The sequence below is a fragment of the Xanthobacter sp. DMC12 genome (assembly GCF_056314105.1).
In genome coordinates this window covers 762,252-786,401 of the sequence record NZ_JBQUYZ010000002.1, presented here as the reverse complement: position 1 = coordinate 786,401, position 24,150 = coordinate 762,252, and the positions used below count along the sequence as shown (strand labels likewise).

The following is a 24,150-nucleotide window of genomic DNA, read 5'->3' as shown; positions in this document are numbered from 1 at the left end:
GCTCTCGTTCGACGCTGGCGTGCCGCGCCGGTCAGCCGTTGCTCGGGAACGACATCGAGACGGCGTGGTCGAGGCTGGCGTCCGGCTCGGGCCAGCGCTGGGAGATGGTCTTCATCTTGGTGTAGAAGCGCGCCGCGTCCGGACCAAACATGTGAGCGTCGCCGAACTTGGAGCGGCGCAGGCCACCGAAATTGTGGTGGCCCACCGGCACCGGAACTGGGACGTTCACGCCCTGCATGCCAGCTTCCACCTCCATGTAGAAGCGCTGTGCTGCGCGGCCGTTGCGGGTGAAGATCACCGCGCCGTTGCCGTATTCGTGCGCGTTCACCACCTCGATTGCCGCATCAAGCGAGTTGACACGCATCATCCCGCGCACGGGGCCGAAGATCTCTTCCTTCCACATCTGCATGTCGGTGGTGACGTTATCCACCAGCGACGCGCCGACATAGAAGCCGGGCTTGCCGGCGACCTGCACGCGGCCGTCCACCACCAGCTCGGCGCCCTCCGCGACGGCGCGGTCGATGGCGGCTTCGACGGTCGCCTTGGCGGCAGCCGTCACGAGCGGGCCGAAGTCGGCGGACTTGTCGTCATAGGAACCTACGCGCAGCTTCTCCACCATGGGCACAATGAGCGCGCGCAGACGGTCGGCGGTCTGGTCACCCACCGCAACGAGGAGGGAGATGGCCATGCAGCGCTGGCTCGCGGAGCCGTAGCCGGCGCTGATGAAGGCGGCCGCGACGGCTTCGAGGTCGGCGTCCGGCATCACCACCATGTGGTTCTTACCGCCGGTGTAGGCCGCGACCCGCTTATTGTGGGAACAGCCCTTCTGGTAGATGTATTCGCCGACCCGCGTGGACCCGACGAAGCTGATCGCGGCGATGGAGGGGTGCTCCAGGATCGCGTCCACCACCTCGGCGTCGCCGTTGACCACGTTCCACACGCCGTCCGGCAGGCCGGCCTTCTTCCACAGTTCGCTGACGAGAGCGGTTGCGCCGGGAACACGCTCGGAGGGCTTCACCACCACCGCATTGCCCACGGCCACCGCCATCGCGCCCATCATGAGCGGCACCATGACGGGGAAGTTGAACGGCGCGATGCAGCCGACCACGCCCACCGGCTGGCGGATCGAGAAGGTATCGATGCCGCCGCCAACGTTGACGGAGTATTCGCCCTTCGTCACCTGCGGGGCGTTGGTGGCGAACTCCAGCGCTTCGACCGCGCGTCCGATTTCGCCCTTCGCATCATCGATGGTCTTTCCGTGCTCAAGGCCGGTGATCTCCGCCAGGGCGTCGATATTGACGATCACCAGTTCGCGCATCTTGAAGATGACCTGCTGGCGCCGGGTCTGCGACTGGCCGGCCCAGGCCCGGCCGGCCGTGACGGCCACCTTGGCCACCTCGTCGACCGTGCTGCGGTCGGCATAATTGCAGCGGTAGATTTCCTCGCCGGTGGAGGGATTGAACACGGGACCGGAACGGGTGCCGGAGCCGCGGCTGAAGGTGCCGCCGATGTAGTGGTCGATGCCGTACACGGGATGAACTCCTTGGATCGGTGGGGAGGCCGGGATCAGGCCTGGTGTGTGTAGAGCGTCTGGATGCAGGAGAAGTCCAAGGCGGGTGCACCCTCCTCCTTGGAGCGCAGCGCGTAGAGGCTCTGCGCCAGAGCCCCCATGGGCACGGCGGCGCCGTTGGCCCGGGCGCTGTCGAGGGCGAGGCCGAGATCCTTCAGCATCAGCGCCAGCTGGAAGCCTGCGGCGTAGCCCTTGCTGGAGGGCGAGTCCGGCAGAACGTGGGGCCAGGGATGCCAGCGCTCGAGGAAGAAATTCCCGCCGGAGCTCTTCTGCATGATGGCGGTGAGGACGGCGGGATCGAGCCCATTGCGGGCGCCGAGCTCCATCACCTCGGCCGTCGCAGCCATGGTGACTGCGGCGAGCATGTTGTTGCAGATCTTGGCCGCCTGTCCCGCGCCGTTGCCGCCGGCATGGAAGATGAACCGCCCCATCTGCTCCAACACAGGCCGAGCATGCGCCAGCGTGTCCTCCCGACCGCCCACCATGAACGCCAGCGTTCCTTCGGCGGCGCGCTGCACGCCGCCGGAGACCGGGGCATCGAGCATGCGGAAACCTTCCCGCTCGGCAGCGGACGCAAGATCGCGCGCCACGTCCGGCGCGATGGTCGAGCAGTCCACCAGCAGAGGGCGCCCAGCAAGGCGTGCAAGAAGGCCCGTGGGCCCGAGATACAGATCCGCGACCGCGCGGCTGTTGGGCACCATGGTGATGACCATTTCGGCGCCTTCGGCAGCCGCAAGCGGGCTCTCCGCGGCCTGTGCGCCCAGCCCCGCGAGGCGCTCCAAGGCCCCTGTGGAGACATCGAATGCGCGAACCTCGTGGCCGGCGCGCACAAGGTTGGACGCCATCGGAAAACCCATGTTTCCGATGCCTAGAAAGGCAATTCTGGACATAAACCTACGGCTCCCTCGGTCCGTCCGTTGTCAGCCTCCGCATTGCGGCGGCCTGAGCGTCTGGCGGATCTCGCCGCTGCGCTCGATGGATCGGTACCCAAGGGAATTGGTAACACGCAGCCCGTCCGCTTGAACCGCCGCTGGATGTGAGGCTAGTGTGCAAATTTGCACATCGCGAGTCCTCGGCATGGAGTGGGACGATCTGCGGTTCTTCCTGGAGCTGGCGCGCACGCGCACGCTGACCGAGGCGGCCCGCCGGCTGGACGTCAAGCACACCACGGTCGCGCGCCGGATCCAGCGGCTCGAGCTGGCGGTGGGCGCGCCCTTGTTCACCCGCACCCACACGGGACATGATCTGACATTGCGCGGGCGGAACCTGCTGGTGGAGGCACAGGCCGTCGAGGACCTGTTCCTCAGCATGGACGAGGAGAAGACGGCGCCCGCCCAGTCAGTCTCGGGCATCGTCCGGGTGGGCTGCACGGAGGGCTACGCCGCCGGCGTGCTGCCGCACGATCTCGCCGAGCTGCGCCGGCAGCATCCGAACCTTCGGGTCGATCTCATCGTCCAGCCGCGCCCGATCCTCCTTGCGCGGAACGAGGCGGACATCGTCATCACCATCGACCGGCCCGAGCGCGGCCCCTACCTCATCACGAAGCTCTACGACTACACGCTGCGCCTCTATGCAGCGCCGTCCTACCTCGCGGCCCACGCCCCCATCACCCGCCTCGCCGACCTGAAGGACCACCACCTCGTGAGCTACATCGAGGAAAGCGGCCCCGCCAAGGGCCTGCCCGTGATCTGGGATCTCGTTCAGTCCAGCACGCCCGGCATCCGCAGCACCAGCATCTTCTCCCAGATGGCGATCGTCGCTTCCGGTGGCGGCATCGCCATCCTGCCGTCCTACCTCGTGGGCCAGGACGAGGCCTTCAGGCCGGTGCTGGGCAGCGAGGTGAGCTTCCAGCGGACCTATTGGGTGATGATGCCGACCGAGCTGAAGCGCATCGCCCGCGTGCAGGCGGTGTGGCAGTTCCTCAAGAGGACCACTCGGGAACATAGCCAGCGCCTGATGGTCTAGGCCGCCTGTAACCAATCGGTTGATCGCCGAGGGCACTACGCAAACGCAACGTCGATTTGGAAAGCTTTTTCAGCCGGCGGCGCAGATCAACAGGCGGCAATTGTTCGAAAGTCTGCCTCCATAAATAAGGCACGACAGAATAGCCCCCGATCGATGCAACCGGTTGCAATATTTCACGCAGTAGCACTTCCCTCGTCCGGCGCTTCTATCGAGCCGATATCTCAGCGGGGTAGATCCCGGTGTCGTCGATGGCGCAGCGCGCGTGCTGCGGGCTGCTCCCACCGAGCGCATTCTTGGCCGTGAAATCGAAGTCGACCGAAATATTGCCATATGGGCTGCGGTACACCTTTGTCGAAAGTACGTGGCGGTCGAACGAAAGGGACAGTTTTGATCTGGTCTTTCACCTGCTCCACGCACGATCATCGCGAACGCGCGATCCGACGGCATGAGGCATCGGTGAGGTGGACATGGCACCCCCGCTCCCCTCAACCTTCCGAAACGCCGTTCACGGCATCGCGGATGATGTTGGCGACGGCCTGCGGCAACGACAGCAGCGACATGTGGCTCGCGACCAGCTCCACGGTCTGGGCGTTGATGCGCCGGCCGAGCTCCCGCTGCAGCTCTACGCTCACTGCACGGTCCTGGCTTGACACGATGTACCAGCTGGGGCGGCCGGCCCAGGCCGGCGTGCCGACCTTGTCGCTGAAGGTGGTGAGCGACAGCGGCGTCTGGACGGCTGCGAGCACGCGCGCGTCCTGCTCGGGCAGGTCCTGCGCGACATTGGCGATCCAGCTCGCCTCGCTCATCTTGAGGAAGCCCTCGCCGAACGGGATGACGCCGCCGAGGCCGGGCGGGGCAGGATGGGCGCCTACCTGGTCGCCGGTCGACTGGCCGGCATCGGGCGCGAAGGCGGCGACGTAGACCAGCGCCTTCACCTTCGGATCGTTGCCGGCCTCGGTTATCACCGTGCCGCCCCAACTGTGGCCGACCAGCACGACCGGGCCGTCGATGCTGTCGAGTGTGCGGCGGGTGGCATCGACATCGTCGGCCAGCGAAGTCGTCGGGTTCTGCACCGCGACAACATCAATGCCCTCTCGCTGGAGATACGGGATGACGAGCCGCCAGCTGGAGGCGTCGGCCCAAGCGCCGTGGACGAGGACGACGGTAACGCCCTTAGGGATGGTGGTCATGGAAGTGGTCCTTTCAGCATGGATGGGTCTCGCTCGAATGGGGGGGCAGCCGCGCCAGCCATCGAGAAAGTCGAGAAGGAGGCGGTTGACGATCTCGGGCTGTTCCTCGTGCGGGAGATGGCCACAGCGTTCGATGGGCACTGCCTTGAGGTCGCTGGCCATTTCGGACCACACTTGGGCCATGTCGAAGGTCTTGCCGACGGCGCCGAAGTCCGCACCCCAAAGCGAAAGGACCGGGCAGGCGATCTTCACCTCCGCGTCGACGAGGTCCTGAGCATTGTCCTCGGCATTGGCGCGGTAGTCGGACATGGCACCACGCACCGCGCCGGGTGCGCGATAGGCAGCGACATAGGCATCGAAATCTGCGCCGCTGATCGCATGCGGATTGAAGCACCAGTCCGAAAAGAAGTGCCGCAGCCAGAGGTCCTCGCGCCCGGCGATCAGCGCCTCGGGGAGGTCGGGCACGAGGTGGAACATGAAGAACCAATATGCCTTTGCGATCTGCGCATTCATCGAGCGCGCGACGATGCGGGTCGGCACGTTATCCATCACCACCAGCCGGTCGAGAAGCTCAGGATGGTCCTTGGCGAAGCGAGTAGCGACGCGCGCGCCGCGGTCATGGCCGACCAGCACGATCTTTCCGATATCCAAGCTCTTGAGGAGCTCTACGAGATCGTTTGCCATGGTCCGCTTGTCGTACCCGGCGGCGGGCTTGTCGGTCTCGCCATACCCGCGCAGATCGGGGGCGATGACACGGAAGCGCTCGGCGAGGACCGGGATCTGGTGACGCCAGGCGAAGCTGGTCTCGGGAAAACCATGGAGGAGAACGACCGGTGCGCCCGACCCCGCCTCCAGAAAATGCTGACGGATGCCGTTGGCGCGGACGGTGTGGTGGCGAATGTCAGTCATGGCATTACGGGCGATGAGGGCGTGAACGAGGAAGTCGGCATCGGCGCCTCCTTGCCGATGCAGGGCAGGCTGAGGCACGCCACACGGAAAGCCCGTGCAGCCGGCGAGCCATACGGCGCGATCGGCTATTGTTCAGGTGTGAGACGAGATTGCTTGGTGCGTCCGGTAGAACGCTGTTCGTCACGAGCGAACTTACCGGCTTCCGGGCAGGAGTGTGATACGGTCCCCGGATAAGGATTATATCCCGAGGCGTTAGAATGGATTTTCTCGCTCTGTCCATCCTCGCCGAGGTCGCTGGCGGAAGCAGCCTGTCGAAGGCGGCCCGTACCCTGCGCATCACCCCCATGGCCGCAACGCGCCAGCTCTCTGCATTGGAGAAGGAAGTTGGCGCCCGGCTCGTACACCGCACGACCCGCGCCCTGGCGCTCACGCCCGAGGGCCAGTCATTCCTGCCGCATGCGCGCGCGCTGCTTGAAGAACGCGCCAGCGCCTATGCGAGCGTGCGACCGGTGACGGAAGGCGGCTTCGGCCTGTTACGGCTCACCAGCTCGGCCGCCTTCGGGCGCAAGGTCATTGCGCCGATGATCCCCGACTTCATGCGCGCCAATCCAGCGCTGAAGGTGGACCTGACGATGACGGACGCGCTGGTCGACCTCGTCACCGAAGGGCTGGACCTCGCCATCCGCATCGCCAAGCTGAACGACAGCAGCCTCGTCGCGCGACGGCTCGCCGACAATCCGCGCGTGTTGCTCGCCTCGCCGGACTATCTCGAACAGTATGGCGCGCCGGCGACGCTGGCCGATCTTCCGCGGCACGAATGCCTAGCCACCAGCGGGACGACGCATTGGCCCTTCAAGACCCCCGAGCACCTGATCACGGCAAGGATCGAAGGGCGTTTCTCGGCCAATTCCATCGAGGGATTGCTGCAGGCCTGTATGGGCGGCCTGGGAATTGCCAATCTCTCCCTTTGGTTCGTACGGGACGAGATTGCCGATGGCCGTGTGAAGGTCATTGAGTTGCAGGATGCCGTCCCCGAGCCGCTGGACGTCTGGGCCGTCTATCCGACCAGCCGGATGATCCCGTCGAAAGTCCGCCTGTTCATCGACGCGCTGGCGGCTCGCCTCAGGAGATGAGGTTGGAAGGTGGTTCAATACGTCCATGTACGACAGCGCCAGGATCGGAGCTTGCCAAGAGCGGCTCTGAGCGTCCGGTATGGGGCCGAGATCTGACTGTCTTCTATTGAGGACTTCGACGTAAAGCGGACATATCGCTGATTAATATCCGAGGCCGAATCTGACCCATAGCGGACAGTCCGAACGTCTGCATGCAAAAGTCCGGCTGAGTCATCGCCGAACTTGTCCAAATTGCCATTGGCAATCATCTCGAACGGCGGCATCAACCGCCGCCTCACAGCGGGGAGACTTACTAAAGACCATTGAACGCGGACTAGCGCTTTTCGTTAAATGCTTCGACGCCGTGCTTGAAATGATGCGATTGCACCTGGCGACTGTGGCAGTGGCCTTCCGGCTCGATGGCGATGGAAAGCGGGAATCCCCGGTGTCGTATGCCTTGGAGTCTGCAAAATGCCGCTTCCGCTTGCCCGCCTTCTACCGGGAGGCGTCCTTCTCGCCGACAAGTCCTGCGACACCGAGGCCATCCGCGCCGAGACTGCGGAACGCGGCGCCTTTGCCGATGTGCCGCCACGAGTCATCCGCAAGGGCACCAGAGAAAACAGATCGAGCGCGTCCTCAACCGCACCAATGCGCGGCCTCGCTACGCGCCACGCTCCGCCCGGATAATTTTCTCGCAGCACGCAAGCTCGCCGCACCACGCGGCCTGATCAGTACGTGGTGAATCAAGCCCGAAATCGATCATCGCACTGGAAGGACAGCAGCGGCGGCGACGGTTGTCGCCCCCGCTGCTGAGCAATCTGTCTACTTCGTCGCTACCATGGGGCATCCACCTTCCTCGATGGGGCGGAACGCTTCCTGGGCGGGGATGACGCGGACGAGATTGTAGTAGTCCCACGGCCCCTTGGACTGCTCGGGCGTCTTGGTCTCGAACAGGTACATATTGTGCAGCTTCCGGCCATCGGCCCGCACCGTGCCCTTGCCGAACAACGGGTCATCGGTGGGCAGTTCTTTGGCCACCTCGACAACGCGCTTGCCGTCCGTCTTGGTGCCGGCCTTCTCGATCGCCTTCAGGTAGTGGAGCGTTGCGGAATAGGCGCCGGCCTGGAGTTGGGTGGGCATCCGCCCGCCATTGCGCGCGGCGAAGCGCTTGGCGAAGGCACGAGTACCGTCGTTGAGGTCCCAGTAATAGGCCGCCGTGAACTGGAGCCCCTGCGCCGCCTTCAGGCCGAGGGAATGCACATCGGTGATGTAGAGCACCATGGCCGCAAGCTTCTGTCCGCCCTGGGCGATGCCGAATTCGGCCGCCTGCTTGATGGAATTGATGGTGTCGCCGCCCGCGTTGATGAGGCCGATCACCTTCGCCTTGGAGCCCTGAGCCTGCAGCAGGAATGAGGAGAAGTCCTGGGTATTGAGAGGGGTGCGGGCGCTGCCCACCACCTTGGCGCCCGAGGCGGCGAGAATCTTGCGGACGTCAGCTTCCATGGTATGCCCGAAGGCGTAGTCAGCCGTCAGCAGATACCAGGTGTCTCCGCCCGACGCGACCACGGCTCGCGTGGTGCCGGTGGCGAGCGCGTAGGTGTCGTAGGTCCAGTGGATGCTGTTGGGCGTGCAGGCCTTGCCGGTGAAGTCCGACGAGGAGCCGCCTGAATTCATGAACACCTTGTTCTTCTGCCGTGCGATCTCGGTGACAGCGAGCCCTACCGCCGAGTTGGGCACGTCGACGATGGCGTCCACCCCGTCCTGATCGAACCACTGTCGGGCGATGGAGGAGCCCACATCCGCCTTGTTCTGGTGGTCGGCGGAGACCACCTCCGCCCGGATCTTGCCGCCTGCGGCAAGATAGTCCTCGGCGGCCATGCGCGTGGCATCCACGGCGCCGGAGCCGTTGGTGTCGGCATAGAGACTGGACAGATCGGTAAGGACGCCGATCTTGACTGTGATCGGCTTGTCCTGGCTCGGCTTGTCCTGGCCCGCCGCGCCCGTCGCCATCATGATCACGCTTGCCGCCGCGGCCGCGGCTAGAAACCCACCCACCTTCATGCCTCATCCTCCCTTGCGCGGGGGCATTCACCCCTCATTGACATCGGCTGCGCACTTGTACCATGGTACAAATATATTCACGTGGCAAGGCGCAAGAGGACGGCATGTCGGAACTGGATGTGAAACAAGTCGAGGCGGTCGCGGTGCTGACCCTGGACCGGCCGAAGCGGCGCAACGCCATCGGCGCCGAGGTGATTTCCGATCTCGCTGAGGCCCTTGCACGGCTCGATGCCGACGCCAGCGTCCACGCTATCGTGCTGACCGGTACGGCGCCCGGCTTCTGCGCCGGCAGCGACCTGAAGGAGCTTGCCGGTACCGACCTTGCCGGCATGATGGCGCACGAGGCCCATACCGCCGCGGTGGCGCGTTCCATCGCCCTCATGAGCACGCCGGTGGTCGCAGCCGTTGACGGGTTCGCGCTCGGCGGCGGCTTCGTTCTCGCCATCTCGTGTGATGTCGTCGTCAGTAGTGCCGCCGCGCGCTGGCATCTGCCCGAGGTCACCATCGGCTGGATTCCGCCGTGGGGCCTGCAGACCATCGTCGCCCGCGTGGGGCCGGTCGCCGCGCGGCGTCTCACCTGGGGTGCGGAAGCGTTCGACGGGCGCGAGGCCCATCGCCTCGGCATCGCCGACTATCTGGCTGCGGAGGGCGAAAGCGTCCTCGAGGCGGCGCTCGGCCATGCCGGCCGCCTTGCCGCGCTGCCGCACCCCGCCGTCGCCGCGACCAAGCAGTTCTTCGCGCCCATGGCAGCGGGCGCCGGCGAGGCCGCGGACGCCTGGGCCAACCGCCTGTTCGCCGGCAATTGCGCCCATCCTGTTGCCAAGGCGACCCTCGCGCGCTTCGGAGTGAAGTCATGAGCAAGCGCATCACCGCCGAGGATGCCGCCGAGCTGATCCGCACCGGCGACACCGTCGCAAGCGTCGGCGTCATCGGCTGGATCACCCCCGACGCTTTGCTCAAGGCCGTCGCCGACCGCTTCGGCGCTGAGGGTGCGCCGCGCGACTTGACCTTCTATTTCCCTTGCGGGACCGGCGATTCCATCGACATCCGCGGCATGGATCACGTCGCCGTCGAAGGCCTGATGAAGCGGATCGTCTCCGGCTCCTACGTGAACCCGCTCCACCCGGTGAAGCGCACGCGGCCGGAGCTGATGCGGCTGATCCGCGAGAACCGCATCGAGGCCTACAGCTGGCCCATAGGCGCCAGCATGCACTGGCTGCGGGAGGTGGCGCGCCGCAGCCCCGGATATATGACGCAGATCGGCCTTGGCACCTACGCCGACCCGCGGCTCGGAGGCGGCAAGTTCACCAGCCGCTGCACCGACGATCTGATCGAGCTGATCGAGTTCCGCGACAAGGAATATCTCTTCTACCCGACCTTCCCCCTCAACGTCGCCTTCATCCGCGCCTCCTCGGCCGACGCGTTCGGCAACCTCTCCTACGAGGACGAGGCGCTCATGTCGTCCAATACCGCGCTGGCGCTGGCCACCAAGGCCTGCGGCGGCATCGTGGTAGCGCAGGTGCGGCGGGAGGTGGAGCGCCACACGCGGCTGGCGCAGGACTGCCGCGTTCCCGGCGTGCTGGTGGACCATTACGTGGTGGTACCGGACCAGATGTCCGGTACCGACAACCGCTTCGATCCCATTTATCTCGGCGGGCGCCGGGCCACCCCCGACGTTCTCCCGCGCCTGCCCCTGGGGGCGGACAAGGTGATCGCCCGCCGGGCGGCGCGGGAGGTTAAGCCTGGGCTGACCAGCATCTTCGGCTTCGGCGCCTCCTCCGATGCGCCACTGGTGATGGCAGAGGACGGCCTGTTCGATAACGGCGCGATCGACAACTACCAGTTCACCACCGAGCACGGCCCGTTCGGCGGCGTGGTGATGAGCGGCTGGCAGTTCTCGGCCAACATGGGGCCGGAAGCGCTGCTCGATGGCTTGCAGCAGTTCGATTTCATTGACGGTGGAAACTGCCCATTTGCCGCGCTCGCCTTCGCCCAGTTCGACGCGGCATGCAATGTGAATGTCAGCTGGTTCGGCGCGAGCAATCCGGGCGCCGGCGGCTTCATCGACATTGCGCATAATGCGCGGGACCTGGTGTTCACCGGCACCTTCACGACCGGCGGCCTGAACTGCGCCATCGCCGATGGCGGCCTGTCCGTCGTGCGGGAGGGATCGGTGCGGAAGCTGGTCGCGAGCGCCGACCATGTCACCTACCCCGTGCGCACTGGCGTGATCGAGCGCGGGCAAACTGCCAAGCTCCTTACCGAGCGCGCCGTCTTCCAGGTGGAGGCGGAGGGGCTTGCGCTGGTCGAGGTCGCCAAGGGCATCGACGTTCGGCGGGACATTCTCGAGCAGATGGACTTTGCCCCCCACCGCATCTCGGAGCCCCTGCCGATGATGGAGGAAGCCTTGTTCGCCCCCTGATGACGGCGAAGGTCCGCCGAGCCACAAGAACGACCGGGAGGGAAAAATGACAATAAGACGGTTAGTCCTTGCGCTCGCCGCCACCACCCTAAGTGGGCTGGGCGGTGCTGCGCAGGCGGCGGACAAGCCCGTGAAGATCGGCGTACTGACCGACATGAGCGGCATCTATTCCGATTTCGGCGGCCCAGGCTCCGTGCTCGCAGCACGCATGGCGGCCGAGGATTTCGGCGGCAAGGTCGGCGGCGCGCCGGTGGAGATCGTCGCGGCCGACCACCAGAACAAGGCGGACGTGGGCTCCTCCATCGCGCGGCGCTGGTTCGATCAGGACGGCGTCGAGGCCATCGCCGACGTACCCACCTCCTCGGTGGCGCTGGCGGTCGCGGAGATCGCCCGCGAAAAGAACAAAGTGCTGCTCGTCTCCGGAGCCGGCACCTCGGACATCACCGGCAAGAACTGCTCACCCAACACCGTACACTGGACCTACGATACCTGGGCGCTCGCCAATTCCACCGGCGACGCGCTGACCAAGGCCGGCTACGACACCTGGTTCTTCATCACCGTCGACTATTCCTTCGGCTACGCCCTGGAGCGGGACGCGAGCGATTCGCTGACGGCCGCCGGCGGGAAGATTCTCGGCAAAGTCCGCCATCCGGTGGGCACGTCCGATTTCTCGTCCTTCCTGGTGCAGGCCCAGGCCTCCAAGGCGGAGGTTGTGGCCTTCGGCAATGCCGGCGCGGACACCATCAACGGCGTCAAGCAGGCGGCCGAATTTGGCCTCGTGCAGGGCGGCCAGAAGCTGGCGAGCATGCTCATCACCCTAAGCGACATCCATGCGCTCGGCCTCAAGGCAGCACAGGGGCTGGTGCTCACCGAAGCGTTCTACTGGGACCTCAACGATGGCACCCGCGATTTCGGCAGGCGCTTCGCTGCCCGCAACAACGGCGTCTATCCCAACATGGTCCATGCGGGCGTCTACGGCGCCGTGCTGCACTATCTCAAGGCCCGCGCCTCCGCAGGCACCGACGACGGCAAGGCCGTGGTGGACAAGATGAAGGCGACAAAGACCGACGACCCGCTGTTCGGCGTGGGCGAGATTCGCGCCGATGGGCGCAAGATCCACGATCTCTATCTATTCGAGGTGAAGGCGCCCGGCGAGAGCAAGGGCACCTATGATCTCTACAAGCTCCTGCGAACCGTCCCTGCCGCAGAGGCGTTTCGCCCCCTGGCGAGTGGTGGTTGCAATCCGGCTCACTGAAGGAACTTGAACGGTGACACAATCCCTGGACCGGCGGGCACAGCTTGCCCTTGATGCGGATGTTCTAGTCGTTGGCGGCGGCGCATCCGGCCTGGCTGCCGCCGTCGTGGCCGCACGGCAGGGCGCCAAGGTGGTGGTGCTGGAGCGCTACGGCTTCTGCGGTGGCGGGGCGGTGGCCGGACTTTCCGGCACCCTGTGCGGCATGTATGCGGCCACCGACAATCGCGCCGCGCCGCCGCTCCAGATGGTCCAAGGCTTCCTCGACGAGTTCGTCGCGGCGATGGAGTATCGCGGAGGCCTCGCCGAGCCGGTGCGCTACGGCAAGACCTTCACCCGCGTGCATGATCCCCTCGTCTGGCGGGAGGCGGCCGATGCGCTGCTGATGGAAGCGGGGGTGCAGGTGGTCTACCACACCACCGTAGTGGGTGCCCTGGTGGACGGCGGCGAACGCATCGAGGGGGTTACCGCCTATACCAAGGAGGGCCCTGCCACCATCCGCGCCAAGGTAACGGTGGATGCCAGCGGCGACGCCGACGTGGTGGCCATGGCCGGCTTTCCCTCCTTCGTCGGGCAGGATGGCCGGGTGCAGAACCCCACCATGATTTTCCGCCTCATGGGCGTCGACACCGCGCGCTTCCTCGCGGCCTATGGCGAGGACACCATCATGGGCGAGGAGGTCTCGGCCCTGATCCGCGAGAAAGGCGCCGGCAACGGCTATGACCTGCCGCGGGCGAAGATCTGGCTGTTTCCCACCACCCGGCCTGGCGAGCTGCTGTGCAACTGCACGCGGGTGATCGGCGCCGACGGCCGGGAGCTCAATCCCCTGTTCGCGCGTGACTTCAGCGAGGCTGAGATCGAGGGGCGGCGTCAGGTGCGCGAATATGCGCGCTTCTTCCGCGACCACCTCGCCGGCTGCGAGGCCAGCTTCGTCAATGACACAGGCGTCCAGGTGGGCGTGCGCCAGACGCGCCAAGCGAAGGGCATCACCACCCTGCGCAATGCCGACATCCTGGCGGGGGCGAAATTCCGCGACGGGATCGCCCGCTCGCCCTGGCCCATCGAGCTGCATTCTGGCGCCAAGCCCCGGGTGGAGTGGCTGCTGGATGATGTCTACGAGATACCCTACGGCTGCTTCGTGCCCGAGCGCGGCGAAGGGCTGCTGACCGCGGGGCGGTGCCTCTCGGCGGAGCACGAAGCGGTCGCCTCCGCCCGCGTGACGGCCCAGTGCTTCAGCTATGGCCACGCCATCGGCCATGCCGCCGCCCTTGCCGCACTGGAGGGCATCGCCCCCCGGGACATCGACGGTGCCGACCTGCGCGCGTTGCTCAACCGGGACGGCGCGCGCCTCGATTGAGGGCGCCCCACCGGAAGACATTATGCGGCGTTGCAGTGCAGCGACCGACTGGCATACACTTCGACAAGTTTTCCCTCCGTCCACTGTGTGCGTGTGAGCGATCTTCCTCTTCAGACTGCCATTTCCAGGGGCTCCGCCAATGCCGAGCTGCGGCTCGGCGATCAGGCTTACGAGGCGCTGGAGGAACTGATCGTGACCGCCACCCTGCCACCGGGCAGCCTGTGGTCCGAAGCCGGCCTCAGCGAGCGCACGGGAATCGGCCGCACTCCGGTGCGGGAGGCATTGCAGCGCCTTGCGGCCGACCATCTCGTTGTGCTCCTGCGGCGGCACGGCATCAAAATCACCGAGGTGGAGGTAGGCAATCAGTTGCTGGTGCTGGAAGCGCGCCGCGAACTGGAGCGCCTCGTCTCCGTCGCCGCGGCGCGGCGCGCCACGGCGGAGGAGCGCGAGGCGCACGTGGCCGGCGCGCGTGAACTCCACGATATCGGCGAAGCGCGCGACCCCATCCGCTACCTCAGGGTTCATTTCGCGCTTAAGAAGTTCACCTGCGCCTGCGCGCGCAACCCCTATGCAGCGCGAGCGCTGTCGCCGCTGCACGCGCTTTCGCGTCGCTTCTTCTATGTTCACCGCGAGCGCTTCGGCGACCTGACCGAGGTCGCCCGCGTGCACGCAGACCTCGCCCTCGCCATCGGCCGAGGCGACGAGGCAGGCGCGGCTGCCGCCTGCGACGCGATGACGGATTATGCGGTAGAATTCACCCGCCGCATCATCATCAACGGCTGACCCCAGCCCCCGTCGCCTGAGGGACTGAGCCTTAGCGCGCGGCGACCGCCTGCTGGCGCTGGCAGCCGAGCCCCGCAATCTCCAGCTCAACCACGTCCCCGACCGTAGCCAAACGGGATCGCTCTTCATGCCCATGCCAAGCCCGGTGGCTTGCGAGTGGCGACGATGTTGCCGGGCAGGAGGGGCAGGTAGCGGCTGCAACAGGCGACAATCTCCCGGACGCCGAACATCGTGGTCAGCGTGTTGTCGCTCTGCATGTGCAGGCCGTTCACGTCGAGGCGCATGTCCAGGTCCTAGGGATCAGGCACATCGTTCTTGGTGACGAGGATGGGTCCTACCAGGCCGAAGCTGTCGCAGCCCTTGCCTAGTCTCACTGAGACGACTGCATCTTGAAGGATGCGCTCCCAGGCTGACGGCGACCGAATTGTTTCCCGCCAACAACGCGCCGGACAGCGCGGGCGAAGCGCGCTACCTGTCCGGCGTGCCCACGGGTCGTTCGGAGTACGGCAGGAAACCGCCCCGCTGTCGCGTTCATGTTGTCAGACGATACGGCCTTCATCACCGGCCAGACGTTGCATGTGGCTAAGGTGCCTCGATCGGAAAGGCGACGTTCTGATTTCAGGTGAATGTCGGGATTGGGAGGCGCAGCCAGTGCCCGCTTCTGGCGCAACCATGACCTCCATAGTGGTGGGCGGAAACGTCTGCTTTCAGGGATCCGATAAAATCTCGATCGCGCCGAGGAGGTGTTCCGCCAATGGTCTCGCGAGGCCGATGAGATCGGCGAGGTGGGTATCTGGAATGTTCTGGCTCTGCAGCCAGGCGAGCAGGATGGCCTTGGCGTACTCCGGCAGGGGGCCATCGCGCGCGACCATGATAGAGACGGATGCGCGCAGAATCTCGGCCCGTTCGTCGAGTCCGGAGATGGCATCAAGCCAATTGTTCAACGCCCCCCACTTTTCGCAGCGTCTCGAAGCCAAGTTGCCACGCCTCACATTCGCGGCGGAGACGCTGCAACTGGCCGCTGGCCACGGTGACGAAATCCCGGGCGATGTCGCCCGCTTCTTTGGACACCAATTTGTCGAGGATGGCAGGGTCGACGGTACAGAGCGCGGTCAGGGACCAGACGTCGTCGTCGTCCTTGCAATCGATGAAGATGATGGGGACGCCGTGGGTTTCGCCGTGGAGAAGGAGGTCCGTCTCCAATTGCTCAGAGACGCGCCGCGTGGCGGCGAGGAACCAGCCTTCGAGCGCCGCATCCCGTCGCAGCGCGTGATCCACTTCGCCCAGGAGTTCGCGATGGCTAAGGGACGTGGTGTCGGCGTAGCGCTTGGTTTCGATACGGAAGCGCCGGCCTTCGCGGCCACTGGGGCCGGCATCGCCACCGAACTGGAAGCCGTGCTTGGCCATCGCGATGCCGACATCGAGCATCCGGCTCACGAGCGACGCGACCAAGCGCTCGAACTCGCCGTCCTTGATCTCGTCCTGGAGGATCTGTTTGAGCCGCTGCTGCTTGGCGATCAGCTTTGAATCAAGGGTCAATTTGAAGATCCGGAATGGGTGTGATCCCTATCCTGCTCGCGGGCGCGCTTGGCAAGGTCTTCGAGGAGGTCGCCGAGGGACCCGCCCTCACCGTCAAAGGGCACAAAATCGGGAGCCGAGAGAAACTCCTCGACGGCGGCTTGGGTCAGGATGAGAGAGATTCGACGGGCGAGGTCGTGATCAGCTTTGATCCCGTGGGGCACGATCCGCTTCTCCTTCTCCGTCCCCGGAAGCGTCACAAAGCACGCTCTTTGCGTGAGCGGGGCGATCAGCCTCATTCCGTCTGATCCTCCGGTTCGGGCGCTGAAGGTGTAGGCGACGAAGCCGGCGATCACATAGACATGCTCGACCTCGATCGCGCGGTTGCGCACGGCATCGAGCGCGGCATTGTAGTTCGGTTCGATGCGCTCCAGGAATTCTTCGATCGCCCGAGGCTCATGAAGGTAGAGGTTCGTGCTTGCGTCCGGCCTTCGGCACACATTTTCCGTCCCCAGGCGGCCCTTGTCATCGGTCGAGTACAAGTTTCGCAGATGCACCTGGGGAATGAAATGATCGAGCGGCATCGCATCACCATAGCTGTGCCCGTCGCGGCAGCAAGATAATGGCGGCATCCCGCTCAAAGGGGCGGGTCGGGCTGTCGTGAACCGAATCCGGCGGTTTCGGCCAGCCGTCTTTCAACTGTGCTGTCATTGCGGGGCCAGCCGCGCTTTTGCCATCTCCACAGTCTGAGGTCGGCGACGATCCCCGCATAGCTGCCCTGAAGCCGCCAGTCCGCTTTACATCCCGCTACGGCCGTTGGCGCCTTCTACACGCGTAGCGCGAAAAGTGACCCTTCGCGGCCATTCGGGGGCAGAAAGCCGAATGTCAGCTCGGGAGTGAAGTAAGGCGGACAGGCTAGATACGATGTCGTCGAATCCTACGAACCTTCCAGCGTGAATATTGTTGTGGGGAAAGACTCGAAGAGAAAAGCATCGCCGTAGAGGCCGCTCACATACCGAACGCTGCTCTCGATGAGGTCAGGCTGTCCTTCGTTGAGCGGCCTTGGATAGAGTCGGCTGAGAACCGCAATCGGAATTCGGACCTTTGCTGAGTGCTTGAATTCGTGCAGGCGATCGCTGAATGCTTTCACGCGCATGTCAGCGATTTCGGCGCGTGCACCTTCGACATAATTCACATAGACGATGCCGAATTCTCCCGCCGGCACCTGGAAGCTGGCCGCGCCGAACAGATTCGACGGCGCCCAGGTTCGCTTCTTTAGGGCCTCGGGCGAGTCGTTGCGCCACATCATCGCGATCGGCGAGCGCACCCTGTCGGTACTCGCCTCTCCGCCCATGTCGACCGAGCAGCAGATGCCGTCCCAGTCCGGCAGGTCCGCTGACCAGTCGAACAGATTTTGGAGCATGTTCGGGCTGTAGAGCCGCGTGTTGGACGGAAGGTCCACCGACAAGGGCATGGGCACAAGGGCAATCGTGCCCCAATCGTAGCGCAAGGGTCGTTCGGGGTGTGGTGCGAGGCGCTGGCTGACGAGCTTGGCGGCAACGTCGCCGATGGCGATCAGCGATGCTTCAACCGAAAATGTCAGCCTGAACGCTGCGCAAAGACCTCGCTTGCTGGCCTCGGCACGCAGCACCGCGAACAACGCCCGCATGCGCGCCTCTTCCAAAGCTTCGTATTGCGAGACCGTCTCTTGCCTCTTGCACTCGATCACGAGCGGGAACGGATCGTGGCAGCGGATGTCGGGCGACTTCTTGTCCGTTGCCGTGAAAAATTCGACGCTGCGCCCCATCTCGACGCACGCAGCAGCGGTCAGCAACTCGAATATAGTGGCGTCGACCTGCGAACTCGGCCCATGCCAGAGATGCCGGAGCCGCTCCTCCCTTTCGCCCCCGACTTGACCGATGTGATAGCCCTGCGTTGCGAGCCTGACCATCGCCGGGATGAGAGCCGCGCCGGCGAAGTGATCATAAAGATTGTGGCCCTCGTGGTAGTCCCGGCCCACGAAGATCGCCTGCCGAAGCCGGTGCAGGGCAGAGTTCGCGCCGTCAAGTCGGGTTCCCTTTGTCAGCGACAGGAAGGCCTCCGAGTCCAGAAGCGAGCCGAGCCGGCCTGCGTCTCTCGGTTGATCGCCGAGCCATCCCTTGGGCAGAAGGCTCTCCATGCGGTCAAGCGCATCGGGAAGCAGGGCATCGATGTCGGCTGTGGTCTCGATCTGATCCACCGTCAGATTCTGCCGGGGCAGATGATCGGGGCGAGCGCCCGGAACAGCCTCAGCTGTCATCGCATGCTCGAACATCTCAAGCGGCAGACCGCTCGCAGCAGGTAGCTCCGCCACGAGGCGGGAGCTCTCCTCGTGCAGAGCGAGCACCTCTGCCTGAATCGCATCAAGGTCGGCTTCGTTCTGCTTGGTCGGATTGGAGAAATGGGCATGCCTGGCTGCAGCGAGCTTCGGCAGGAGCGGTTCAATCTCGGCGCTGATCGCATCGATCCGCCGAGTGAGATCCTCAAACTCCTTTTTCATGCGTGAGCCGCCTTATATCGCCCAAATCGATGACGGCGAAAGCGAAAGGGCTCGTTTCGCCTCGAGGTCAGCGATGAAATCAGACCAGATCTGGCGGCCGAGCCGCGCGGCGCAATAGGCCGCCGCCATGCCTGAAAACGCCCGGAGAACACTGGCGAGATCGACGATGAACCCGTCGAGCAAGCGGGGCACAGGCTTGCCGTAGCCGAGATAGATGGCGTCGCGATAATTGGCCTTTCCGCGATAGCGCGAGGCCTGATGCAGAAAGGCGATGCTGCGCTTGGCATATGCCCCGTCGCGCAGGCCACGGGCGGCGGCCGTGCGAAAACTGTCGGCGCCCAGATCCCTGAACTCACGGCTTGCGCGTACGCGCTCCCGAATGTTCCATTGCTCCCAGTCGGCAGTCCCGGCGAGATACTCGGCGATGCAGCCCCACGCCTGTTCCTCCGAAGCGGGCTTGACTGTCAGTGAGTGCTTGCCGCAACCCCGCGGACCCTCGAGTTGCTTTTTGAAATCGACATCGGTCAGATTCGATAGCCGGTCGGCGAAAGGCGCGACGACGAGGCGGTTGACCGCAAACTGGCGGTCCCATTGTTGCGCGGTTGCGGCGTGGGTTTCGGGAAAGGATCCGTCGCCGGCAGCGATCATGGCGGAAGCAGCACCGTAAATCCCATAGTACCAGGTAACGATCCCGATGCGCGCGACATCCGCCTTGTTGGGCACGACTTCAAGCGCCGCCAGGGCGGCAAGTTGGTGCAGGGCGAATAGCATCTGCTCGCAGACCGTGTTGATCTCACGGTCTGCCATCTCTCGCCGTGGTACAGACGCATAAAACGCCCGCGCCGACAAAAAGCCCGCATCGGCCGCCTCCGCGAGAATGGCGAGGCCACGCATCCAGTGGATTGTCGAGGGCAAGGCGAAGCGCGCGTCAGGAATATCGCCCGGCGCTTCCGCGAGGGTGCCGTATTCGAGCATGCGTCCGTAGAGAGAGAATTCTGCCAATCCGTTTTCCCCCTAGTCAAATTTCTATTCTCAGTCAAACTGGCAATTAAAGAAAATAAGCCATTATCGTCCGCAGCGCCGTAAACTAATTATCATTTGAGAAAAAATCCTAGCACCATTGTAGAATTCCCGCTGCGCCCCCGCTTTCGAAATCCGCACTGGCAGTCCACTCGCAGCAGGCGCGGCAGCGGGTCATCACCGGCATTGCCGGGGCGGCCCCCTCTATACTGCGCATCGATATGCAGATGGGCCTACGCCAGCTGATCAAACGGTACTTCGTCCACGCTCCGGCCTCGCAGATTCCGAAGTCGACTCCAGTCCCGGACGAAGGGAGGCCCTAAAGCTCGAGGATCCTCACGCGAATGGCGCGCCTCACAACCGAGGGCGTGAACGTCCGCTCGCTGGCCGGATGCCAACTTCCGCTCCGGGCGCAACCAGGACCTCTCGAGCGGCAAAATGCACCGTCTGCTCTCAGGAAATCGGTAATCCGATTTCTACGACCGAGATGGGGCGCAAAGCGGGCGACTCCGAGAGGGCGCCCGGAGCGGACGCTGGAGCACGTTCGCCTATTGCCACGGAGCACGCATCCAGACATCGATTTCTTGCGGCTCCGTCAGGATCACCGGCATGGCTTTCGGGTGGATGCTGGCGACGGGATACTTGAGGGGTAGCGGGGACGCAAAAGGGAATATGGTGCCGAACCACCAAACGGCAGCTTCCACGTGGAAAAGCAGGCGGCCCGGCGATCAACACCGGGCCGCGCGCTCACTGAAAGATCGGATTATTGGACGAGGCTTTCGAGCTTTTCGGCAACCTGGTTTAGAGCTTCTTCCACCGTCTCAGGCAGCCAGGAGAAGCCGACAGACCTAAGCATCTGACCGGCTTCTTCATGCATCCGGAATGGGTCTTGTTCATCGAGCTTTTCGACTACGCAAGAAATCCTCTTATGCAGGCTACTGCCATTCAGGCTCGGTAAGCTCTCCGCAAGTTTACCGAGGTGCTCCGCAGCCTCGGCGTTTCTCAGATCATTCGGGAATTGCTCTGCCTTCATGAACCGCCAAGCGGCAGCACCTTCGAAGTCTAGAAGCTCTTCCAACCTAAGCGCACTCATGACGCTCTCCTAATCGTGCAGATTGAAGGAAAGCACCGCATGCCTAATTTGGCCCTATAAGGGCATGTCATATTTGGCAGTGCATAAGCATGGGCGCATGGCGAAGATCCAAAGTCAATTGCCGATATCGCGCTTGTCCACCAAAAGCATCCGCCAAGTGTTGTCGGTCAATCAACCCTCCGTCCACCCCGAGGTGATACCTGCAGCCGCGATAGATTTTCGACCGCGCTGCGCTCGCCTCAATGGACTGGCGGATGGCCATTCCGTCCGCCATGCCCTGGAAAACGGGCTGCTTCCGCTTCGCATTGATGTGACCGTGCCCCGATCGTCCGTTCTCTCCCCCCTTGAGGATGTCGCTGTCCCAGAGGCCATGTATCTTGCCAGCTCGGCGCTGATCGAGGCGCTGGGCATCGGCGCGCTCCGACAGAAACCTGTTTGCACCGGCTTTTGTCGATGACGACTGCGGCTCCCGCTCTGCCTCGGTGGTGAGCGAGCCGTTCTGCCAATTTCTCGGAATGAGGTCGGCGACGGTCTGGCAGCCAGCCAGGACAAGCGCGGCCAATGTCAGTGCGGCGGGGTGCATATCTGCCTCGATCTGCCCAAGATGGGCTTGACCTTAGGCATGCACGCAAAGCGCGCCTAGGCGCACTCGTGCAATCCAAAACATGTAGGGATGCTACGGCTTCAGCCATGCAATCCACAGCCCGGCGAGGGAGATGGCGGCGGTGAACAGGTTCCACCCGTTTTCGAAAGCCCATTGCATAGCCGCCTCGGTGGCCGTGGCGAGCTTGGGGCACTCCTTCGCCGCCTGATCGGTTCTGCGGACAGGCTCACCTTCACCACTGAAGATGCCGTCCTCGCTGAGCGCGTGCGTGCCGCGTTCGTGCCTTGGGGTGGCGTTGCCGCTGCCCTCGCGAAGGTGCGCGCTGCCGACGAAGCGCTTCGCCTTTCCCGCATCGCCTGATCTCTCCCATCCAGCATTCAACTGAAGGAAAAGCCATGCCTGCCACCGCTCTCCCTGATCTCGTCTCCTCTCTCAAGACGATCACGACCTTCATCCAAGCAATGGATGCGGCCATCGACGCCGAAATGCTGACGCTCCGCATGAGTGCACCGGCTCCCCATCCCGAGCTTATCGTACTCAACATTAACGGCTCCCGGCCGTTTACGCTGTCCGATGAGGGATATTGGCAGCTCGCCTATCGTCTCGACATGGTGTTGTTCTGAATCGGGCGGAAAGACCTCATTCCTGCGTTGTATTCGTGGAAGGCTGGACAGGCTGAGTGCGCCACATCCGCCGAGCTGCGGCGGTTAGAAAAAAGCAAGTTTGCACTCCTGGGGAAAGCGGACGCGGTGGCGGGCGAGATCGCCATGATCTGCGCCACGCGGCAGGAGGATGTGGCCTTGAAGCTGGGAGCGCTGCGTTCGTTTCTCGGGGGGAGCGAGCTGCCGACGTGGATTGGCGAAATGGCGAAGGATGAGGAAGCGCCTTCCGAGACGCGGCTTCTCGCCAGCATCCTCCTCGACACCGTGGCGGCTTGAGGGGGCATGGGCGTGACGGCGGCGAATTTCAAAGCAAGTTTGGAAATCCGCCCGGGGCGCTGCGGGGACGCGCATTTTCGCACAACCCAACCTTTCTGCGAGTTTTCGCACCTGCCCCGAAATCCAGCATTCTCGGTCGGCAGTGTGCGTCAGCGCACAACGCATGTTTCAGCCAGTTTAAAATGTGTTTCGGCCGTCGGATACAGTCATTTGCGAATATCGCGAAACGCTTCCAGGCATGAAAAACAGTAACCAAGCGCCTTGCCCCTAGTCTCAAATCAGCATACAACCAACTCAGCTCGGGGCTATGCGCAGGACGTACTGAAGACCGACCCCTCACATATCTGCACGTCCTGCCTCAAAGCGCTATCGCGCGCAATTCGTGCAGTTCCTGTCAATCAGGAGCCATAATCGCACGATGGTCGGCTCCTTCCAGTGGAGCGCACTATGTCCGCCCTTCATCACGTTGAAGATAAGTCGCTTCGTCATCCGCCTGCGGGCTGGGACGGCGAGCGGCTCCTGACAATACGCGATCTAATGGCACTTGCCGGGCTCAAGAGCCGCACGGGCGCTGAGTCGCTCGTCCGCCGCGCGGGTTTCAAACCTGTCTATCTCGGCAGGAATGTTCGCTTCAAAGAGAGCGAGGTGAAACGGTTCCTTGCGGGCGAAGCATGACTGAAACGGAAGAAGGCTAGCCGCGCCAACGGCTAGCCTTCTGAGCACTCGAGGGATGTCAATATGATCCGTATCGTCGAAAACACGACACATTGCAAGCCGTCCATACTAATTTCATATAATTTTTTCACCTATAATCCGGATCAGAAAGCTTTTATCGCCAAGATTGATCCAGATGATCTACATTTAATTGATGTCGGTACCCGCGATAGCGGTGAACATGTCCGTCGCCTTTGCCTTTTGCACGACATCGGGTTCGAGACATGGACGGTCCACTGACGGGCCCCCTCCCTCAGGTATCCGGGCGGCTTTCTTCACACCAAAACGCCACTCCTTGTTCATCGGGACGTTGGCGTTGTGGACGATGAACGAACCGCGCAAATTCTAGGCGTGTTCGCCAGCCGGAACTATGTGCTGCCCGGCTTCAGGCACCTGTCGGCATTCAACTTTTGGAACGAGCGCTGGTGTGAGGAATTCGTTGTCCTCGGCCGCGCGCATCAGCGTCGAGCAGATGCTGCGATGGGCACGTCCCCGCAAGCCTGAACTCGATCAGATCGCGGCGCAATTCGAGAAGGCGGCCCGCACCGTCGCGGCGAAGAGGCGGCGCGAGCGCTCGCGCCTCCGCTTCCATCGGCATCAGTGCGTGGTGGCATGATGGGCTGCGTTCGCCACCCACCTTTCGATCCGGCCACGATCCAAACCAACTCCAAGCTCGCCTTGGCGCTGGCGCCTTCGCTCGCGATCTTCCTGTGCGACGACACCAAGCAACCGATCCATGGCACGCCATGGAAGTCGGCCCGGCCCGGCCAGACCGACCGGGTACAGCGGTGGTGGGCGGCCCATCCCGACGCCATGCCCGGCATACATCTGGGCGCGGTTGGCCTGATCGTCATGGACGCTGACGGCGCCGATGGCATCGCCGCCTTCGAGCGCATCGCGGAGGCGCATGGTGGCGTGCCTGAGTGCCCGATGGTGGACACGCCATCGGGCGGGCGCCACTTCTATTTCAAGCAGCGGCCGGGCGAGAAGCTGGGCAACGGCCGGGGCTCGCTGCCGCCCAGGAGTGAATGCCCGATCGATGTGCGCGGAGATGGCTGCTACGTGATCGCGCCGGACGCGACGCGGGACGATGGCATCTATGC

At 64.0% G+C, this 24,150-nt stretch carries 24 protein-coding genes and 3 pseudogenes; 13 read left to right on the top strand and 14 right to left on the bottom strand.

Annotated elements, in window-relative coordinates:
- Window positions 1-31: 31 nt before the first annotated feature.
- The gene (locus ACT535_RS11775; protein ID WP_476364486.1) at window positions 32-1,531 is read right to left on the bottom strand and encodes a CoA-acylating methylmalonate-semialdehyde dehydrogenase; all 1,500 of its coding nucleotides are present in this window, start codon (window positions 1,529-1,531) and stop codon (window positions 32-34) included.
- Between the two features lie 35 nt (window positions 1,532-1,566).
- On the bottom strand, window positions 1,567-2,460 hold the full coding sequence (mmsB, locus tag ACT535_RS11770; protein ID WP_476364485.1) for a 3-hydroxyisobutyrate dehydrogenase: 894 nt from the start codon (window positions 2,458-2,460) through the stop codon (window positions 1,567-1,569).
- A gap of 187 nt (window positions 2,461-2,647) precedes the next feature.
- Between mmsB and ACT535_RS11765 the strand changes: the two genes are divergently transcribed.
- A complete protein-coding gene (locus tag ACT535_RS11765; RefSeq protein WP_476364484.1) occupies window positions 2,648-3,535 on the top strand; it encodes a LysR family transcriptional regulator in 888 nt (295 codons plus the stop codon).
- 485 nt (window positions 3,536-4,020) lie between these two features.
- Here the strand turns inward: ACT535_RS11765 and ACT535_RS11760 are convergent, their stop codons facing one another.
- Entirely contained in the window at window positions 4,021-5,634 is a 1,614-nt protein-coding gene (locus tag ACT535_RS11760; protein WP_476364483.1) for an alpha/beta fold hydrolase, read from the bottom strand.
- Window positions 5,635-5,891: 257 nt separating this feature from the next.
- Here ACT535_RS11760 and ACT535_RS11755 point away from each other — a divergent pair, with 257 nt between their 5' ends.
- Window positions 5,892-6,767, top strand: coding sequence for a LysR family transcriptional regulator (locus ACT535_RS11755; RefSeq protein WP_168461813.1), 876 nt, complete (start codon window positions 5,892-5,894; stop codon window positions 6,765-6,767).
- Window positions 6,768-7,247: 480 nt separating this feature from the next.
- Window positions 7,248-7,355, top strand: a pseudogene (locus ACT535_RS11750) (IS5/IS1182 family transposase); the annotation flags it as partial.
- Window positions 7,356-7,568: 213 nt separating this feature from the next.
- On the opposite strand, the gene ACT535_RS11745 reads toward ACT535_RS11750, so the two are convergent.
- Window positions 7,569-8,759, bottom strand: coding sequence for an ABC transporter substrate-binding protein (locus ACT535_RS11745; protein ID WP_476364482.1), 1,191 nt, complete (start codon window positions 8,757-8,759; stop codon window positions 7,569-7,571).
- A gap of 152 nt (window positions 8,760-8,911) precedes the next feature.
- On the opposite strand from ACT535_RS11745, the gene ACT535_RS11740 reads away from it, so the two are divergent.
- The 5 genes from ACT535_RS11740 to ACT535_RS11720 all read left to right on the top strand — a co-directional run bounded on the left by ACT535_RS11740 (window position 8,912) and on the right by ACT535_RS11720 (window position 14,621).
- Window positions 8,912-9,664, top strand: coding sequence for an enoyl-CoA hydratase/isomerase family protein (locus ACT535_RS11740; protein WP_476364481.1), 753 nt, complete (start codon window positions 8,912-8,914; stop codon window positions 9,662-9,664).
- On the top strand, window positions 9,661-11,229 hold the full coding sequence (locus ACT535_RS11735) for an acyl CoA:acetate/3-ketoacid CoA transferase (RefSeq protein WP_476364480.1): 1,569 nt from the start codon (window positions 9,661-9,663) through the stop codon (window positions 11,227-11,229). Before ACT535_RS11740 ends, ACT535_RS11735 begins: the two co-directional genes overlap by 4 nt.
- 46 nt (window positions 11,230-11,275) lie before the next feature.
- Window positions 11,276-12,484: an ABC transporter substrate-binding protein gene (locus ACT535_RS11730; RefSeq protein ID WP_476364479.1), complete on the top strand. Its 1,209-nt coding sequence runs from the start codon at window positions 11,276-11,278 to the stop codon at window positions 12,482-12,484.
- 13 nt (window positions 12,485-12,497) lie between these two features.
- On the top strand, window positions 12,498-13,838 hold the full coding sequence (locus tag ACT535_RS11725; protein WP_476364478.1) for an FAD-dependent oxidoreductase: 1,341 nt from the start codon (window positions 12,498-12,500) through the stop codon (window positions 13,836-13,838).
- Window positions 13,839-13,931: 93 nt separating this feature from the next.
- Complete coding sequence (locus ACT535_RS11720) at window positions 13,932-14,621, top strand: GntR family transcriptional regulator (protein ID WP_374251528.1); 690 nt, start codon at window positions 13,932-13,934, stop codon at window positions 14,619-14,621.
- Between the two features lie 125 nt (window positions 14,622-14,746).
- Here the strand turns inward: ACT535_RS11720 and ACT535_RS11715 are convergent, their stop codons facing one another.
- From ACT535_RS11715 to ACT535_RS11670, 10 genes and pseudogenes are all read right to left on the bottom strand, one after another.
- Complete coding sequence (locus tag ACT535_RS11715) at window positions 14,747-14,905, bottom strand: fumarylacetoacetate hydrolase family protein (RefSeq protein WP_476364477.1); 159 nt, start codon at window positions 14,903-14,905, stop codon at window positions 14,747-14,749.
- A gap of 423 nt (window positions 14,906-15,328) precedes the next feature.
- Window positions 15,329-15,565 (bottom strand): hypothetical protein, encoded by a 237-nt coding sequence (locus tag ACT535_RS11710; protein WP_476364476.1) that lies wholly within the window; start codon window positions 15,563-15,565, stop codon window positions 15,329-15,331.
- Entirely contained in the window at window positions 15,549-16,160 is a 612-nt protein-coding gene (locus ACT535_RS11705) for a hypothetical protein (protein ID WP_476364475.1), read from the bottom strand. Before ACT535_RS11705 ends, ACT535_RS11710 begins: the two co-directional genes overlap by 17 nt.
- Window positions 16,157-16,723, bottom strand: a complete 567-nt coding sequence (locus ACT535_RS11700; RefSeq protein ID WP_476364474.1) for a hypothetical protein — start codon at window positions 16,721-16,723, stop codon at window positions 16,157-16,159. Before ACT535_RS11700 ends, ACT535_RS11705 begins: the two co-directional genes overlap by 4 nt.
- Window positions 16,724-17,076: 353 nt before the next feature.
- Window positions 17,077-18,678, bottom strand: coding sequence for a hypothetical protein (locus ACT535_RS11695; RefSeq protein WP_476364473.1), 1,602 nt, complete (start codon window positions 18,676-18,678; stop codon window positions 17,077-17,079).
- Window positions 18,679-18,690: 12 nt separating this feature from the next.
- Entirely contained in the window at window positions 18,691-19,680 is a 990-nt protein-coding gene (locus tag ACT535_RS11690; protein ID WP_476364472.1) for a hypothetical protein, read from the bottom strand.
- 566 nt (window positions 19,681-20,246) lie between these two features.
- Window positions 20,247-20,333, bottom strand: a pseudogene (locus tag ACT535_RS11685) (SOS response-associated peptidase); the annotation flags it as partial.
- Between the two features lie 128 nt (window positions 20,334-20,461).
- Window positions 20,462-20,791 (bottom strand): hypothetical protein, encoded by a 330-nt coding sequence (locus ACT535_RS11680; protein WP_476364471.1) that lies wholly within the window; start codon window positions 20,789-20,791, stop codon window positions 20,462-20,464.
- Window positions 20,792-20,858: 67 nt separating this feature from the next.
- Window positions 20,859-21,374: a hypothetical protein gene (locus ACT535_RS11675; RefSeq protein WP_476364470.1), complete on the bottom strand. Its 516-nt coding sequence runs from the start codon at window positions 21,372-21,374 to the stop codon at window positions 20,859-20,861.
- A 93-nt stretch (window positions 21,375-21,467) separates the two neighbouring features.
- On the bottom strand, window positions 21,468-21,776 hold the full coding sequence (locus ACT535_RS11670) for a hypothetical protein (protein WP_476364469.1): 309 nt from the start codon (window positions 21,774-21,776) through the stop codon (window positions 21,468-21,470).
- A gap of 14 nt (window positions 21,777-21,790) precedes the next feature.
- Here ACT535_RS11670 and ACT535_RS11665 point away from each other — a divergent pair, with 14 nt between their 5' ends.
- The 5 genes and pseudogenes from ACT535_RS11665 to ACT535_RS11645 form a co-directional block, all read left to right on the top strand.
- Window positions 21,791-22,018 (top strand): hypothetical protein, encoded by a 228-nt coding sequence (locus tag ACT535_RS11665; RefSeq protein ID WP_476364468.1) that lies wholly within the window; start codon window positions 21,791-21,793, stop codon window positions 22,016-22,018.
- Between the two features lie 126 nt (window positions 22,019-22,144).
- Window positions 22,145-22,333 (top strand): hypothetical protein, encoded by a 189-nt coding sequence (locus tag ACT535_RS11660; protein WP_476364467.1) that lies wholly within the window; start codon window positions 22,145-22,147, stop codon window positions 22,331-22,333.
- 447 nt (window positions 22,334-22,780) lie between these two features.
- The gene (locus ACT535_RS11655; RefSeq protein WP_476364466.1) at window positions 22,781-23,008 is read left to right on the top strand and encodes a helix-turn-helix transcriptional regulator; all 228 of its coding nucleotides are present in this window, start codon (window positions 22,781-22,783) and stop codon (window positions 23,006-23,008) included.
- A gap of 478 nt (window positions 23,009-23,486) precedes the next feature.
- Window positions 23,487-23,663 carry a hypothetical protein gene (locus ACT535_RS11650; protein ID WP_476364465.1) on the top strand — a complete coding sequence of 59 codons (177 nt, stop codon included), beginning with the start codon at window positions 23,487-23,489 and terminating at the stop codon, window positions 23,661-23,663.
- Window positions 23,660-24,145, top strand: a pseudogene (locus ACT535_RS11645) (bifunctional DNA primase/polymerase); the annotation flags it as partial. The gene ACT535_RS11650 and the pseudogene ACT535_RS11645, both read left to right, overlap by 4 nt.
- Window positions 24,146-24,150 lie beyond the last annotated feature (5 nt).